The organism is Blastococcus sp. HT6-30 (assembly GCF_039729015.1).
Lineage (GTDB): Bacteria > Actinomycetota > Actinomycetes > Mycobacteriales > Geodermatophilaceae > Blastococcus.
In genome coordinates this window covers 3,164,771-3,181,073 of sequence record NZ_CP155792.1, presented here as the reverse complement: position 1 = coordinate 3,181,073, position 16,303 = coordinate 3,164,771, and the positions used below count along the sequence as shown (strand labels likewise).

General features: G+C 71.7%; 13 protein-coding genes. All 13 read left to right on the top strand.

Going from position 1 to position 16,303, the window contains the following annotated elements; translation table 11 throughout:
* The 13 genes from rplL to rpoB all read left to right on the top strand — a co-directional run bounded on the left by rplL (nt 1) and on the right by rpoB (nt 16,229).
* Complete coding sequence (gene rplL, locus ABC795_RS15365; protein ID WP_347058041.1) at nt 1–393, top strand: 50S ribosomal protein L7/L12; 393 nt, start codon at nt 1–3, stop codon at nt 391–393.
* Between the two features lie 336 nt (nt 394–729).
* Nucleotides 730–1,866 (top strand): ATP-binding cassette domain-containing protein, encoded by a 1,137-nt coding sequence (locus ABC795_RS15360; RefSeq protein WP_347058040.1) that lies wholly within the window; start codon nt 730–732, stop codon nt 1,864–1,866.
* A 29-nt stretch (nt 1,867–1,895) separates the two neighbouring features.
* Nucleotides 1,896–2,678 carry an ABC transporter permease gene (locus ABC795_RS15355; protein WP_347060734.1) on the top strand — a complete coding sequence of 261 codons (783 nt, stop codon included), beginning with the start codon at nt 1,896–1,898 and terminating at the stop codon, nt 2,676–2,678.
* The gene (locus ABC795_RS15350) at nt 2,678–3,547 is read left to right on the top strand and encodes an ABC transporter permease (RefSeq protein WP_347058039.1); all 870 of its coding nucleotides are present in this window, start codon (nt 2,678–2,680) and stop codon (nt 3,545–3,547) included. The genes ABC795_RS15355 and ABC795_RS15350 overlap by 1 nt, the downstream gene beginning before the upstream one ends.
* A gap of 7 nt (nt 3,548–3,554) precedes the next feature.
* Nucleotides 3,555–4,934 (top strand): MCE family protein, encoded by a 1,380-nt coding sequence (locus ABC795_RS15345; protein ID WP_347058038.1) that lies wholly within the window; start codon nt 3,555–3,557, stop codon nt 4,932–4,934.
* Nucleotides 4,931–5,998 carry an MCE family protein gene (locus ABC795_RS15340; RefSeq protein ID WP_347058037.1) on the top strand — a complete coding sequence of 356 codons (1,068 nt, stop codon included), beginning with the start codon at nt 4,931–4,933 and terminating at the stop codon, nt 5,996–5,998. Before ABC795_RS15345 ends, ABC795_RS15340 begins: the two co-directional genes overlap by 4 nt.
* On the top strand, nt 5,998–7,026 hold the full coding sequence (locus tag ABC795_RS15335; RefSeq protein WP_347058036.1) for an MCE family protein: 1,029 nt from the start codon (nt 5,998–6,000) through the stop codon (nt 7,024–7,026). Before ABC795_RS15340 ends, ABC795_RS15335 begins: the two co-directional genes overlap by 1 nt.
* Complete coding sequence (locus tag ABC795_RS15330; protein ID WP_347058035.1) at nt 7,026–8,282, top strand: MCE family protein; 1,257 nt, start codon at nt 7,026–7,028, stop codon at nt 8,280–8,282. The genes ABC795_RS15335 and ABC795_RS15330 overlap by 1 nt, the downstream gene beginning before the upstream one ends.
* Complete coding sequence (locus tag ABC795_RS15325) at nt 8,279–9,532, top strand: MCE family protein (protein ID WP_347058034.1); 1,254 nt, start codon at nt 8,279–8,281, stop codon at nt 9,530–9,532. The genes ABC795_RS15330 and ABC795_RS15325 overlap by 4 nt, the downstream gene beginning before the upstream one ends.
* Nucleotides 9,529–10,797 (top strand): MlaD family protein, encoded by a 1,269-nt coding sequence (locus ABC795_RS15320; protein WP_347058033.1) that lies wholly within the window; start codon nt 9,529–9,531, stop codon nt 10,795–10,797. The genes ABC795_RS15325 and ABC795_RS15320 overlap by 4 nt, the downstream gene beginning before the upstream one ends.
* A 73-nt stretch (nt 10,798–10,870) precedes the next feature.
* Nucleotides 10,871–11,512: a hypothetical protein gene (locus tag ABC795_RS15315; RefSeq protein WP_347058032.1), complete on the top strand. Its 642-nt coding sequence runs from the start codon at nt 10,871–10,873 to the stop codon at nt 11,510–11,512.
* Between the two features lie 6 nt (nt 11,513–11,518).
* Nucleotides 11,519–12,343 (top strand): hypothetical protein, encoded by an 825-nt coding sequence (locus tag ABC795_RS15310; RefSeq protein ID WP_347058031.1) that lies wholly within the window; start codon nt 11,519–11,521, stop codon nt 12,341–12,343.
* A 493-nt stretch (nt 12,344–12,836) separates the two neighbouring features.
* A complete protein-coding gene (rpoB, locus tag ABC795_RS15305; protein ID WP_347060733.1) occupies nt 12,837–16,229 on the top strand; it encodes a DNA-directed RNA polymerase subunit beta in 3,393 nt (1,130 codons plus the stop codon).
* The last annotated feature ends 74 nt before the right edge of the window (nt 16,230–16,303 follow it).

Below are 16,303 nucleotides of genomic sequence, written 5' to 3'. Positions count from 1 at the left end.
ATGGCCAAGCTTTCCAGCGCCGAGCTGCTCGACGCGTTCAAGGAGATGACCCTCCTCGAGCTCTCCGACTTCGTGAAGCAGTTCGAGGAGACCTTCGACGTCACCGCGGCTGCCCCCGTCGCCGTCGCGGCCGCCCCGGCCGCCGGTGGCGGCGACGGTGGCGCTCCCGCCGCCGAGGAGCAGGACGAGTTCGACGTCATCCTCGAGGCTGCCGGCGACAAGAAGATCCAGGTCATCAAGGAGGTGCGCGGCCTGACCTCGCTCGGCCTCAAGGAGGCCAAGGACCTGGTCGACAACGCACCGAAGCCGGTCCTCGAGAAGGTCGCCAAGGACGCTGCCGAGAAGGCCAAGGCCGCCCTCGAGGGCGCCGGCGCCTCCGTCACCGTCAAGTGACCCCTCGCCCGGCGGTTCCGACCGCCGGGCACGTCACGGCGACGTGACACCTCCCCGGCCCGGCCGGGGAACGCTCCACCCCGCACAGGGGCCGTCCTCCTCAGGGGGCGGCCCCTGTCGCATGTCCGGGTGGTTCTCGCCTACAAGGGGGAGATCCGGGTCACGGAAACCGCGTGACACACGTAACCTTCGCCCCGCGTGATCGTTACTGACCGGTAGTGATGCGGCGTCACCGCTCCGCATGCGGAGTCGGTCGAGGTGTCGTACATGGCCGGGGCTCGCCGACGTAGCGGGGCGGTGGACCGGCATTGCAGCCGGAGCGGGAGGCAGGGACACGTGGGCGTCGCAGTGGAGGTCTCGGGGCTGACCAAGTCGTTCGGCAGCCAGAACATCTGGAGCGACGTCACGCTCACGCTCCCGCCCGGGGAGATCTCGGTCCTGCTGGGCCCCTCCGGTACCGGAAAGTCGGTCTTCCTCAAGTCGCTGGTCGGCCTGCTGAAACCCGAGCGGGGGTCGATCGTCATCTCCGACACCGACATCGTCCGGACCAACGAGTCCCGGCTCTACGAGGTGCGCAAGCTCTTCGGCGTGCTGTTCCAGGACGGCGCGCTGTTCGGCTCGATGAACATCTTCGACAACATCGCCTTCCCGCTCCGCGAGCACACGAAGAAGAGCGAGTCCGAGGTCCGCCGGATCGTCCTCGAGAAGATGGACATGGTGGGCCTGCAGGGTGCCGAGGGGAAGCTACCCGGGGAGATCTCCGGCGGTATGCGCAAGCGTGCCGGCCTCGCCCGCGCGCTGGTGCTCAACCCCGAGATCATCCTGTTCGACGAGCCGGACTCCGGCCTGGACCCGGTCCGCGTCGCCTACCTCAACCAGCTGATCGTCGACCTCAACGCGCAGATCGACGCCACGTTCCTCATCGTCACCCACGACATCGGCACCGCGCGCACGGTGCCCGACAACCTCGGCCTGCTCTTCCGCCGCCACCTGGCCATGTTCGGCCCGCGCGAGCAGCTGCTCACCTCGCAGGAGCCGGTGGTCCGCCAGTTCCTCAACGGCCGCCGCGAGGGCCCGATCGGGATGAGCGAGGAGAAGGACGTCGCCCAGGTGGAGGCCGAGATGGCGGCCCTGGAGGCCCGGGGCGGGGACCAGCACAACGGCATCGGTCCCAAGGGGGCCAGCGGCGGGGACGCCGTGCCGCCGCAGCTGGACCCCACGCCCGGCCTTCCCGAGCGCAAGGCGGTGCGCCGCAGGCAGGAGCGGGTCGCGCGCATGCTGCACGAGTTCGACCCCACCACCGCCGAGGCCATCCGGGCGTCGCTGCCCGAGGACCTCCTCGCGCGGGCCGACGCCGGTGCGTTCCTCCCGACCCGGGGCGCGGGTGGGCGGCACTGGGCTCCCGGGCCCGGCGCGGTCCCGGGCGGCTCGACCGCCACGGTCGTGCTGCCGCGGTCCGGCGGTGAGGGGTGACGGCGACCCACGAGTCGACGGCGCCCGGCCTGCTCGACGGGAAGTACTCGCCGACCCGGCCGCTGGCGGCCAGCGGCAAGCTGTTCGCCTTCGCGCTCGACGTCCTGCGGGCGCTGCCCAAGCGGCCGTTCCAGATCCGCGAGTTCGTCCAGCAGACCTGGTTCGTCGCCAGCGTCACGATCTTGCCGACGGCGCTGGTCGCGATCCCGTTCGGCGCGGTCATCGCCCTGCAGCTGGGCTCGCTCACCCGGCAGCTGGGTGCGCAGTCGTTCACCGGCTCGGCGTCGGTCCTCGCCGTCCTCCGCGAGGCCAGCCCGATCGTCACCGCGCTGCTCATCGCCGGCGCCGGCGGATCGGCGATCTGCGCCGACCTGGGTGCCCGCAAGATCCGCGACGAGATCGACGCCATGGAGGTCCTGGGCATCAGCCCGATCCAGCGGCTGGTGGTGCCCCGCGTCCTGGGCTCGATGCTGGTGGCGGTGCTGCTCAACGGCCTGGTCAGCGTCGTCGGCGTCGCCGGCGGGTACTTCTTCAACGTCGTCCTGCAGGGCGGCACGCCCGGCGCCTACCTGGCCTCCTTCAACGCCCTGGCGCAGGTGGAGGACTTCTGGTCCGGGGAGATCAAGGCCCTGGTCTTCGGGTTGATCGCGGGCATCGTGGCCGCCTACAAGGGGCTCAACGCAGGCGGCGGGCCCAAGGGCGTGGGTGACGCGGTGAACCAGTCGGTGGTCATCACGTTCCTGCTGCTGTTCGCCGTGAACTTCGTGATGACGGCGCTGTACTTCCAGCTCGTCCCCCCGAAGGGGGCGTGATGGCGCTCCTCTCACCGACCGACCGCATCCGGGTCCGCGCGCGCAGGATCGTGCGCACCGTCTACCGGCGGCCGCTGGACACCCTCGACGACCTCGGCGACCAGCTCGGCTTCTACGGGCGGGCGCTCGGCTGGGTGCCGCGCACGCTGCGCCGCTACAAGCGGGAGACCTTCCGGCTGCTCGCCGAGGTGACGTTCGGGTCCGGCGCGCTGGCCGTCATCGGCGGCACGGTCGGCGTCATCGCCTTCCTGTCGTTCTTCACCGGAACCGAGGTGGGGCTGCAGGGCTACGCGGCCCTGGACCAGCTGGGCACGTCGGCGTTCACCGGCTTCCTCTCGGCCTACTTCAACACCCGCGAGATCGCCCCGCTGGTGGCCGGGCTCGCGCTCTCGGCGACGGTCGGCTGCGGGTTCACCGCCCAGATCGGCGCCATGCGCATCAACGAGGAGATCGACGCCCTCGAGGTCATGGGCGTGCCGTCCCTGCCCTTCCTCGTCACCACGCGGATCGTCGCCGGCTTCGTCGCCGTCGTCCCGCTGTACGTGCTCGGGTTGCTGAGCAGCTACTTCGCCACCCGCACCATCACCACCCAGGCCTACGGGCAGTCGACCGGCACCTACGACCACTACTTCCACCTGTTCCTGCCACCGCAGGACGTCTTCTGGTCGTTCCTCAAGGTCCTGGTCTTCGCCGTGGTCATCATCCTGAGCCACTGCTACTACGGCTTCCGCGCCGGCGGCGGCCCCGCCGGCGTGGGGCTCGCGGTGGGCCGGGCGGTGCGCTTCTCCATCGTGGCGGTGATGGTCATCGACCTGTTCCTGTCCCTGGCCATCTGGGGTTCGACGACGACCGTGCGGATCGCGGGGTGAGCGCGGAATGAACAGCAACCGGGGTGCGGTCGTGCGGCGACGGCTGCAGGGGCTGGCCTTCCTGGTCGTCCTGGCCCTCCTGCTCGGGCTGGCGGTGGCCACCTACCAGAAGGCGTTCACCGAGGTCGCCCGCGTGACGCTGGAGGCCGACACGGTCGGCAACCAGCTCCAGGAGGCCTCCGACGTCAAGGTGCGCGGCGTCATCGTGGGCGACGTCCGGGAGGTGCGCACCGGGATGGGCGGCGCCGTCATCGAGCTGGCCATCAAGCCGGAGTACCTCGAGCAGATCCCGGCCGACGTCACCGCCCGGCTGCTGCCGAAGACGCTGTTCGGCGAGCGGTTCGTCTCCCTGGAGCTGCCCGAGCAGCCCACCGCCGAGCGGCTGGCCGACGGCGACGTCATCGGCCAGGACCGTAGCGAGAACGCCATCGAGCTGCAGCGCGTGATCGACGACCTGCTCCCGCTGCTGCAGGCGGTGGAGCCGCAGGACATTTCCTACACGCTCGGGGCGGTCGCCGACGCACTGCGCGGCCGGGGGGAACGGCTGGGCGCCAACCTGGCGGCGGTCGGGGAGTACGCAGGGGAGCTGAACACCGTGCTGCCGCAGCTGCAGGCCGACATCTCCGGGCTCGCCGACCTCGCCGACACCTACGAGTCCGCCGCCGACGACCTGCTGGCCGTGCTGGACAACCTGGCCGTCACCAGCACGACGCTGGTCGACCAGTCCGAGCAGCTGCGCCGGACCTTCACCGTGGGCCGGTCGGCCGGGGACGTGACCGCGGGCTTCCTGGAGGCCAACGAGCGGAACATCATCTCCCTCGCCGAGACCTCCCGGCCGGTGCTGGGCGTCTTCGCCGAGTACTCGCCGGTCTACCCGTGCCTGCTCGACGGCCTCACCCGGTTCAACCCGATGATCAGCGAGGCGTTCGGCGCCGACGGCGACCCCGCGCTGAACCTGAACATCGTGGTCACCCTGCCGCCGCGCAACCCCTACGTGCCCGGTGACCAGCCGGCGTACCTGGACCGGAGCGGTCCGGACTGCCAGGGCCTCGACGACATCGACGGCCTCATCCGGGCGGCCGAGCGCGGCGAGTACTACTGCCCGACACCCCCGGAGGACGGCGTCGACTCGCCCGACAACCCGTTCTCGGGCAACCCGGTCTGCCTGGGCGGCCATGGCCCCGACGACGTGCCCGAGGGCGCGGGGGAGCCCAACCCGACGGCGGGCAGGTCCCTGCCCTACGACCTCGCCGGATCGACAGCGGAGCTGGACTTCGTGCGCAGCATCCTCGCCTACCAGACCGGGACCGAGCCGACCGAGATCTCCGACCTCGCCGCCTCCTCGATGGCGCCGCTGCTGCGCGGGACCCAGGTGGCGCTCCGATGAGGGGCGCGCTGCGCGGGCTGGCGGCCCCGCTCACCAAGCTGCTGGTGTTCGGGCTGGTCACCGTGCTGGCCAGCTACGTGCTGATCAGCACCATCACCAACGCCGGGTACGGCGAGCAGCTGGCGTACCGCGCCCAGTTCACCGACGTGGCCGGCCTGGTGGAGGGCGACGAGGTGCGCATCGCCGGCGTCCGGGTGGGCCAGGTGACCGGCATCGGGCTGGCCGAGGCGACCGACCACCCGGTCGCGGAGGTGGCGCTGGAGGTCAGCGCCGACGTGCCGTTGCCGGCCGGTGTCGAGGCGACCATCCGCTACCGGAACCTGGTGGGGCAGCGGTACATCGCGCTGGAGGAGGGTGACGGCTCGGCCGGTCGCACCCTCGAGGAGGACGCGCTCATCCCGCTGGCCCGGACGACGCCGGCCTTGGACCTGACCACCCTCTTCGGCGGTTTCCAGCCCCTGCTGCGGGCCCTGTCGCCGGCGGACATGAACCGGCTGTCCTTCGAGATCATCCAGGTGTTCCAGGGCGAGGGCGGCACCGTGCAGAGCCTGCTGTCGCACATCGCGTCGCTGAGCGGCTCGCTCGCGGACAAGGACGCCGTGATCGGCAGCGTGATCGAGAACCTGACCACCGTGCTCGGCAGCGTCGCGGCCCGGGACGAGCAGCTGTCGGGGCTCGTCGTGAGCCTGCAGCAGTTCGTGACCGGCCTGGCCGCCGACAGCGAAGCCATCTTCGACTCGCTGTCGACCATCGACGGGCTGGCCCGGGCGACCACCGAGCTGCTGGTCGACGTCCGGGCCCCGCTGGCCGCCGACATCCAGGGCCTCGGCCGGCTGTCGACGAACCTGGCCGACAGCGGTGACGTCCTCGAGAACTTCCTGCAGCTCGCACCCACGAAGCTCGACCTGGTCACCCGCACGGCGGTGAACGGCAGCTGGTTCAACTTCTACCTGTGCGGGGCCTCGGGCAACGTCGTCCTGCCGGTCAGCAACCCCGACGGCACCGAGAACGCCGTCGAGCTGCCCACCGGGGGCCTGCGCAACGGTGAGCGGGGGTGCAGCTGATGGCCCGCCGGTCCCGTCCCTTCCGCGACCGGAACCCGGTGACGGTCGGCGCGGTCAGCCTCGCGGTGATCACCGCGCTGGTCCTCCTGGCGTTCAACGCGCAGTCCCTGCCGCTGATCGGCGGCGGCACCGTCCACCGGGCGCAGTTCTCCGAGGCGGCGGGCCTGCAGCCCGGCGACCCGGTGCGCGTGGCCGGGGTGAAGGTCGGCAGCGTCGAGGAGCTGTCGCTCGAGGACGGCGCGGTCACGGTCGAGTTCCGGGTGGAGGACGCCTTCGTGGGTGACCGGTCGGAGGCGGCCATCAAGATCGAGACGGTGCTGGGCGCGAAGTACCTGGCCCTGGTGCCCCGCGGCGCCACCGAACTCGACCCCGACCAGCGGATCCCGTTGGACCGGACGGCGTCGCCCTACGACGTCGTCGAGGCCTTCGCCGACCTCTCCACGACCGTGGAGGACCTGGACACCGCGCAGCTGGCCGGCTCCTTCGAGGTGCTCGCCGAGACCTTCGCCGAGACGCCCGACGAGGTCCGCGCCTCTCTCCAGGGCCTGGCCCGGTTGTCGGACACCATCGCCTCGCGGGACGCCCAGCTGCGGGAGCTGCTGTCGGCCACCCGGACGGTGACCGACGTGCTGGCCGACCGCAACGGTGAGTTCACCCGACTGATCCTGGACTCGAACACGCTCCTCACCGAGGTGCAGGAGCGCCGCCGGCTGATCGACTCGGTCCTGACCAGCACCCAGCAGCTGTCCACCCAGCTCTCCGGGCTGGTGGCCGACAACCGCGAGGCGCTCACGCCGGCGCTGCAGCAGCTGTCGCGGGTGACCGACATCCTGGCGCGCAACCGGGCGAACCTCGCCCAGACCGTCGACAACCTCGCACCGTTCGTCCGGCTGTTCACCAACACACTGGGCAACGGCCGGTGGTTCGACAGCTTCGTCGACAACCTGCTGCCCGGCGTGGTCGGCAGCATCGTCTGCGGCGGGCCCGGCGTCGTCGGCCTGCCGGTGTCCTGCCAGGAGGGCAACTGATGAGCGGCTCGCTGCAACGCGGGATCGCGCTGGCCGCTGCGCTGGTCCTCGTCGGCGCCCTGGGCTGGACGGTGCTCAAGCCCGCCGACCACTACCGGGTGACTGCCTGGTTCTCGCAGACGGTCGGCCTCTACCCGGGGTCCGACGTCCGGATCCTCGGCATCGACGTCGGCCAGATCACCGACGTCCGCCCGCAGGGCGACCGGGTGCGCGTGGAGATGGAGATCGACGAGGACTACGACATCCCGGCCGACGCCGACGCCGTCGTGCTGGCGCCGTCGCTGGTCTCCGACCGGTACGTGCAGTTCGCCCCCGTCTACGACGGCGGCCCCACCATGCAGGACGGCGCCGAGGTGCCGGTGGAGCGGACGGCGACGCCGGTGGAGCTCGACGCCGTGTACGGGGCCCTGGACGAGCTGTCCGCGGCGCTCGGCCCCACGGGCGCCAACCGGAACGGTGCGCTGTCGGATCTCGTCGACGTCGGAGCGGCCAACCTCGGCGGCACCGGGGACGACCTCAACCGCACGCTGACCGGGTTCTCGCAGGCCGTGGAGACGCTGGCGGACAACCGTGACGGGCTGTTCGACTCGGTGCAGAACCTGCAGACCTTCACCAGCGCGCTGGCCACCATCGACGCCCAGGTCGGCCAGTTCAACCAGGACCTCGCGGCCGTCGCGGACCTGCTGGAGGGCGAGCGGGAGGACCTGGCCACGGCCGTCCAGCTGCTGTCCCAGGCGCTGGGGGAGGTCGCCGGCTTCGTGCAGGACAACACCGACCTGCTGCGCACCAACGTCGACCGGCTGGCCGAGGTCACGGTGGCCCTGGTCCAGCAGCGGGACGCGCTGGCGGAGGTGCTGGACGTGGCACCGGCGGCCCTGGGCAACCTGGCGCACGCCTACAACCCCGACTACGGGACGCTGGACACCCGGGACAACTCCGTGGGTGCCACGAGCCCCGAGATCATCGTCTGCCAGCTCCTGGGCGCGACCGGGCGGCTACGCGCCGACCTCGACCTGGTCCCCGACGTGCTCACCGACCCGCTGAGCCAGGGCCTCCAGCTGCCGCCGATCGAGCAGATCTGCACCCGGCTGCTGTCCGGGGACGCGAACGCCGACGGCGCCCTGGACGACGCCGACGGCAACGGGGTCCCCGACCTGCAGGAGCTGCTCACCGCGCTGTTCGGCGGCGGCTGGGCCGGCGGCCGCACCGGCGGCTCGCTCATCGGCCTGCCCCCCGTCCCAGGAGGGCAGGGATGACCCGGGCCCCGGTGCGGGCGACCGCCCTGGCCGGCGCCCTGGTGCTGCTGACCGGCTGCGGCTTCCGCGGCGCGTACTCCTTCGGCCTTCCCGGCGGCGCCGACCTCGGCGACGAGCCGTACACGGTGCAGGTGGAGTTCCTCGACGTGCTGGACCTGGTGCCCCAGTCGGGCGTCCGGGTCGCCGACGTGCCGGTCGGCCGGGTCGAGGAGATCGAGCTGGCCGACGACTGGACCGCGCTGGTGACCCTCTCGGTCAACGGCGACGTCGAGCTGCCCGCCAACGCCGTGGCGATGATCCAGCAGACCTCGCTGCTGGGGGAGAAGTTCGTCGAGCTGGCGCCCCCGGGCAACGAGCAGCCCGACGGCAGCCTGGCGGACGGTGCGCGGATCGGGCTGGACCGCACCAACCGCAACGTCGAGGTGGAGGAGCTGCTCGGCGCGCTGTCCCTGGTGCTGGGTGGTGGCGGGCTCGCCCAGCTGCAGACGATCACCCGGGAACTCGGCGTCGCGCTCGAGGGTCGCGAGTCGGCGATCCGCAGCACCCTGGAGGAGCTGGACACGTTCATCGGCGGCCTGGACCAGCAGAAGGACGAGATCGGCCGCGCCCTGGACAGCGTCGATGCCCTCGCCGTCAGCCTGGCCGAGCGCACGGAGACCATCGAGACGGCGCTGGACACCATCGGCCCGGGCCTGGACGTGGTGAACCAGCAGCGCGACCTGCTGGTCTCGATGCTCGACAGCCTCGCCCGGCTCGGCGACGTCGGCGCCCGGATCATCGACCAGGCCGCGGCGGACACCGTCGCCGACCTGCAGCTGCTCCAGCCCATCCTCGCCCAGCTGACCGCCGCCGGCCCCGACCTCGCCGGCTCGCTGGACCTGCTGCTGACCTACCCGTTCCCGGCCAGCTCGCTGCCGGCGCTGAACTACCGGCAGGACCTGCGGACCGGTGGCTACGGGCTGTTCACGAACATGACCGCCAGCCTCGACCTGGACCTCACCGAGGTCCTCTGCCGCTACTTCGTGGACCCGTCCACCGGCGCCCTCGAGGAGCAGGCGCCCGAGGACTTCTCCGGTGACCGGTGCGGGGTCCCGGGCACCCCACCGGGCAACGGGGCCGGCGGCGCGGCCGCCGCGGACTCCGGGCAGCCGCCCGGGCTCGGGGCGCTGCTGCCCGAGGAGATCGTCGGCCGGGTGCCCGGTCCGGGCGGCCTCGTCGGTCTGCCCGACCTGCTGGGAGGCCGGCCGTGATTCCCCGCACCACGAAGCTGCAGCTGGTCGCGTTCGCGATGGTCGCCGTCCTGGGCATGGCCTACCTCGGGTTCACGTACGTGGGCCTGGACCGCCTGCTGCTCGGCACCGGCTACGAGGTGGCCGCCGACTTCCGCGACTCCGGCGGCATCTTCGTCAACGCCGACGTCACCTACCGCGGGGTCTCCGTGGGCCGGGTGAGCGACATGGCGCTCGTCGACGACGGCGTCCGGGTGACGCTGACCATCGAGCCCGACGCCGAGCCCATCCCCGCGGACACCGCGGCGGTGGTGGCCACCCGCAGCGCGGTGGGGGAGCAGTACATCAACCTCCTGCCCGATGACGAGGAGGGGCCCTTCCTCGAGGACGGCGCGGTCATCCCGCAGGACCGCACGTCCCTCCCCGTGCCCGTCGAGCAGCTGCTGCTCGACGTCGACGAGCTGGTCGGCTCCCTGGACGAGGAGAACCTGCGGATCGTCGTCGACGAGCTGGGGCGCGCCTTCGCCGGGGCGGGCGACGACCTGGGCCGGCTCATCGACAACGGCGACCTGCTGCTCGCCCGCGCCCAGGAGTCGCTGCCGCAGACCCTGCGGCTGATCACCGACGGCCAGACGGTGCTGCGGACCCAGATCGACGGCCGCTCGGCCATCGAGCAGTGGGCGGCCGACCTGCGCCTGGTCAGCGACACCCTGGTGCGCAGCGACGCCGATCTGCGCAGCCTGCTGGTCAACGCTCCCGACGCCGGCGACGCCCTGCAGCGGCTGATCGACCAGGCCGGCCCCGGGCTCGGGCCGCTGATCCGCAACCTGGACGTCCTCAACGGGGTCACGATCCCCCGGCTCGACGGCGTCGAGCAGCTCCTGGTGACCTATCCGGACGTGGTCTCCGGCGGCTTCACCGTCGTCCGCAACGACGGCGGCACGATGCGCGCGCACTTCGGCGTCGTGCTCAACGCCGGCGATCCGCACCCCTGCACCAGCGGATACGTCTCCACCGGTGAGCTCTCCAGCCCGGGCGCCGTCCAGGCCCTGGACACCGAGGCCGTCCGGTGCCGGGTGGTGGACGGGGTCGACCCGAGCCCGGGCGACGACGAGGACGAGACCGGCTCCAGCATCCGCGGCGAGCAGAACATCGGCCGCTCCGGTGGCGTGGGCGGCTCCGGGCCGCAGGCCGGCGGGGCCACCCGGCCGCCGGTGCTCGCCGGCCTCGACGAGCTGCTCGGGGGCCTGCTGCACGCCAGCCCCTTCTCCCGCACCACCGCCTGACCGCCCACCCCGAAGGGTTGACACACCGCCCGCCGCCGGTCGGACCGACGAGATGACGAAGGAGAATGCGCGGGTGATCAGTGACACGCGGGCCCGATCGCCCGAGGGCGACCGGGCCGGGAGCGCCCCGACCGTCGTCGCCGACGTGGCAGCGACGGGAACGGGCACGCGCACCGCCACGGAGCCGACGGTCGGCGGCACGGCGGAGGACGACGCCGGGACCCCGGACCGCGCCCGGCCGGCCGTCCCGGTGGTGCCGCTGCTCGGTGCGCTCCTGGTCCTGCTGGTCGCGGCGGCCGTCGTCCTGTGGCTGACCAGGCCGGAGCCCTCGGCGATCCGGACCGGCGACTACGTCGACGCCCTGCAGGCGGCCCGGTCGCATGTCGTCGACCTGACGTCCTTCGACCACGTCACGCTCGACGACGACATCCGGCAGATCGAGCAGGTGGCGACCGAGGAGCTGGGCCGGGAGACGATCGCCCAGCTGGACGCCCGCCGCCAGCAGATCACCGAGTCCGAGGCCGTCGTGAGCACCGAGGTGGTCGGGGCCGGCATCACCCGGGCCGACGTGGACGACGCGGTGGCCCTGATGGTCATCGAGTCCACGCAGCGGAGCAACGCCGCCGAGCAGGCCCAGGTCCTGCGGTACCGCATCGAGGTCGAGCTGGCGAAGGTCGACGACCGGTGGCTGCTGTCGGCCATCCGGGGAGGGTGAGCACGCGTGAGCCAGACACCGGAGGACCGGCCGCGTCCGCCCGCCCGCCCGCGGCCCACGTCCGGCGCCCGGCCCAGCCCGCGCGCCCGGGTGGCGGGAAGCCGCCGCGACCGGGAGGAGGGCGTGCCCGCCGCCGACCTCGGCGACCGGAAAGCGCCGGCGGCTGCCGGGAGCGGCGGCGGCGGGGCGCCCGCCGCCGACGCGGCGTCCGGCCGGGACCTGCGCGCGCACCGGCGGGCCGGTGCGGCCCGCCGGACCGCGGGCGCGCGGAGCACGGGCGCGGCGCCGTCGGGTCGCCGGTCCGGCCGGGCGCCGGTCGCCGTGCTGGCCGCGCTCTGCCTGGTGGCCGCGGCCGGCGCGGGGACGCTGCTCTGGCAGCGACTGGAGCCGCGCTACGTCGACGCGTCGGTGGTCGAGGCCGCCGGCGACGGCGTCCGCGCCCTCTACGCCTACGACTACGCCGACTCCGAGGGCAGCGTGGAGGGCAAGCTCGCCGTGCTCACCGGCGAGCTCCGCGAGCAGTACGAACGCGACCTGTCCCAGGGCGGGATCATCGACACCTACGAGCAGGTGTCGGCCACCACGCGCTACGAGGTCAACGACGTCGGGCTCCAGCAGATCAACGACGCGCAGGACACCGCGACGCTCGTGGTCTTCGGCCAGTACGTCGTGGAGTCGGTGAACAGCGGCGCGCAGCAGCCGCCGGAGGGCTCGGAGTGCCAGGTGACCGCCGAGGGCGCGCAGTCCTGCGTGCAGACGGTGCAGCTGCGGATGGTCACCGTCGACGGCGAGTGGAAGATCAGCGAGCTGACGCTGCTCACCACCAGCTGACGGAGGGTCCTCCCGGGCGCCGTCCCCGGCGTGGCGGTGCCACCCACGGGAGCCGGCTGGCATCATGAGATCGGCGCACGCCCCGCCGGCCGGTTCCGGCCCGCGCGTCCAGGGTTGTGGTGCCGGTCGCACCGGTCCCCCCGCGTGGACATCGCGCGACACCAGGGGTAGGGTCTCCTGTTGCGCTGCCCTCTGACTGCCTGCCCGCCGAGACGGGTCACGACGGGTCCCCGGGAATCCTCCCGGCGTCGCCCGCGCTGACCGTCGTAGCGGGCGATCGCGGCCGTCTCGGACAGCGTCGCCATCACCGACGACGACCCAGGACGACCCCGCAGCCCACCGCCCGCACGTCGTGAGGTCCTTGGAAGGACGCATCTTGGCAGGCTCTCGCCCCACCAGCATCAACCCCAGCACCACCGAATCAGGCCCCTTCGGCCAGCAGGACCAGTCTCCCGTGGCGGGCCCCCGCACCGGCGAGGCCGACCAGGCGAAGATCCCCGGCGCGCCGCTGCGCGTGTCGTTCGCGAAGATCAACGAGCCGCTCGAGGTCCCCGACCTCCTGGCGCTGCAGACGGCGTCGTTCGACTGGCTGGTCGGCAGCCCCGAGTGGCGCGCCACCCTCTCGCCCGAGGAGCAGGCCGACGCCGTCGGCGGCCTGGCCGAGATCCTGGAGGAGATCTCCCCGATCGAGGACTTCAGCGGCTCGATGTCGCTGTCCTTCTCCAACCCGCGCTTCGAGGACGTCAAGGCGTCGCTCGAGGAGTGCAAGGACAAGGACATGACATACGCGGCGCCGCTGTTCGTCACCGCCGAGTTCATGAACAACACCACCGGCGAGATCAAGAGCCAGACGGTGTTCATGGGCGACTTCCCGATCATGACGAACAAGGGCACGTTCGTCATCAACGGGACCGAGCGCGTCGTCGTCTCGCAGCTCGTGCGCAGCCCGGGCGTCTACTTCGACAAGTCCCTGGACAAGACGTCGGACAAGGACGTCTTCTCGGCCAAGGTCATCCCCAGCCGCGGTGCGTGGCTGGAGTTCGACGTCGACAAGCGCGACACCGTCGGCGTCCGCATCGACCGCAAGCGCCGCCAGCCGGTCACCGTCCTGCTCAAGGCTCTCGGCTGGGGCGAGGACCGCATCCGCGAGCACTTCCAGTGGTCGCCCACGGTCCTGGCGACGCTCGAGAAGGACCACATCGCCGGGCAGGACGAGGCGCTGCTGGACATCTACCGCAAGCTGCGGCCGGGCGAGCCGCCGACGCGTGAGTCGGCGCAGGCGCTCCTGGAGAACCTGTTCTTCAACCCCAAGCGCTACGACCTGGCGAAGGTCGGCCGGTACAAGGTCAACAAGAAGCTGGGCGTCGAGGTGCCGCAGAGCACCTCCACGCTGACCGAGGACGACATCGTCGCCACCATCGAGTACGTCGTGCGTCTCCACGCCGGCGAGCCCGACCACGGCGTCGACGACATCGACCACTTCGGCAACCGTCGCCTGCGCACCGTCGGTGAGCTGATCCAGAACCAGATCCGGGTCGGCCTCTCCCGCATGGAGCGGGTGGTCCGCGAGCGGATGACCACCCAGGACGTCGAGGCGATCACGCCGCAGACCCTGATCAACATCCGGCCGGTCGTCGCCTCCATCAAGGAGTTCTTCGGCACCAGCCAGCTGTCCCAGTTCATGGACCAGACCAACCCGCTCGCGGGCCTGACCCACAAGCGCCGGCTCTCGGCGCTGGGCCCGGGTGGTCTGTCGCGTGAGCGGGCCGGCATGGAGGTGCGCGACGTGCACCCCAGCCACTACGGCCGGATGTGCCCGATCGAGACGCCGGAAGGTCCGAACATCGGCCTCATCGGCTCGCTGTCCTCGTTCGGCCGGGTGAACCCGTTCGGCTTCATCGAGACGCCCTACCGCAAGGTGGAGTACGGCACCGTCACCAACCAGATCGACTACCTGACCGCCGACGAGGAGGACCGCTTCGTCGTCGCGCAGGCCAACAGCCCGCTCGACGCGCAGGGTCGCCTCGCCGAGGAGCGGGTGCTGGTCCGCACCAAGGGCGGTGAGGTCGACTACCTCGCACCCGAGAACGTCGACTACATGGACGTCTCGCCGCGGCAGATGACCTCGGTGGCGACGGCGATGATCCCGTTCCTCGAGCACGACGACGCCAACCGCGCGCTCATGGGCGCGAACATGCAGCGTCAGGCGGTGCCGCTGCTGCGCAGCGAGGCCCCGCTGGTCGGCACCGGCATGGAGCTGCGTGCCGCCGTCGACGCCGGCGACGTGGTCGTGGCGGAGAAGGCCGGTGTCGTCGAGGACTCCACCGCCGACTACGTCACCGTCATGGCCGACGACGGGACCCGGCAGACCTACCGGCTGCTGAAGTTCCGCCGCTCGAACCAGGGCACCTCGATCAACCAGAGCCCCGTCGTCGACGAGGGCCAGCGCGTGGAGGTCGGCCAGGTCATCGCCGACGGTCCGTGCACCGACAACGGCGAGATGGCGCTGGGCAAGAACCTGCTGGTCGCCTTCATGCCGTGGGAGGGCCACAACTACGAGGACGCGATCATCCTGTCGCAGCGCCTCGTGCAGGACGACGTCCTGTCCTCGATCCACATCGAGGAGTTCGAGGTCGACGCCCGCGACACCAAGCTCGGTGCCGAGGAGATCACGCGGGACATCCCGAACGTCTCCGAGGACGTGCTGGCCGATCTCGACGAGCGCGGCATCATCCGCATCGGTGCCGAGGTCGTCCCCGGCGACATCCTGGTCGGCAAGGTCACGCCCAAGGGCGAGACGGAGCTGACCCCCGAGGAGCGGCTGCTGCGCGCGATCTTCGGCGAGAAGGCCCGCGAGGTCCGCGACACGTCGCTGAAGGTCAAGCACGGTGAGTCGGGCAAGGTCATCGGCGTCCGCGTGTTCTCGCGCGAGGACGGCGACGAGCTGCCCGCCGGGGTCAACGAGCTGATCCGGGTCTACGTCGCCCAGATGCGCAAGATCTCCGACGGCGACAAGCTCGCCGGACGCCACGGCAACAAGGGCGTCATCTCGAAGATCCTGCCGCAGGAGGACATGCCGTTCCTCGCGGACGGCACCCCGGTCGACATCGTCCTGAACCCGCTCGGCGTGCCCGGCCGCATGAACGTCGGCCAGGTCCTGGAGATGCACCTCGGGTGGATCGCCAAGCAGGGCTGGCAGGTCGAGGGCACGCCGGACTGGGCGAAGAACCTGCCGGAGGCGGCGAAGTCGGCGGCGCCGGGCACCCGCACGGCGACGCCGGTGTTCGACGGCGCGCGCGAGGACGAGATCATCGGCCTGCTCGGCTCGACGACGCCGAACCGCGACGGCGAGCGGATGGTCAAGGAGACGGGCAAGGCGCGGCTGTTCGACGGCCGCTCCGGGGAGCCCTTCCCCGAGCCGATCGCCGTGGGCTACGTCTACATCCTCAAGCTGCTGCACCTGGTCGACGACAAGATCCACGCCCGCTCGACCGGCCCGTACTCGATGATCACGCAGCAGCCGCTGGGTGGTAAGGCGCAGTTCGGTGGCCAGCGCTTCGGCGAGATGGAGTGCTGGGCCATGCAGGCCTACGGCGCCGCCTACGCGCTGCAGGAGCTGCTCACCATCAAGTCCGACGACATCCTCGGCCGCGTCAAGGTGTACGAGGCGATCGTCAAGGGCGAGAACATCCCCGAGCCGGGCATCCCGGAGTCGTTCAAGGTGTTGCTCAAGGAGCTCCAGTCGCTGTGCCTCAACGTCGAGGTGCTCTCCGGCGACGGGCAGGCGATCGAGCTGCGCGACACCGACGACGAGGTCTTCCGGGCCGCGGAGGAGCTGGGCATCGACCTGTCCCGCCGCGAGCCGTCGTCCGTCGAAGACGTCTGATCGGTAGCCGGTCGGCCCTGAGCAGTCGGGGCCGGCCGGCCACCCCCTCCAAGTCATAGAAGCGAAGCACTAGC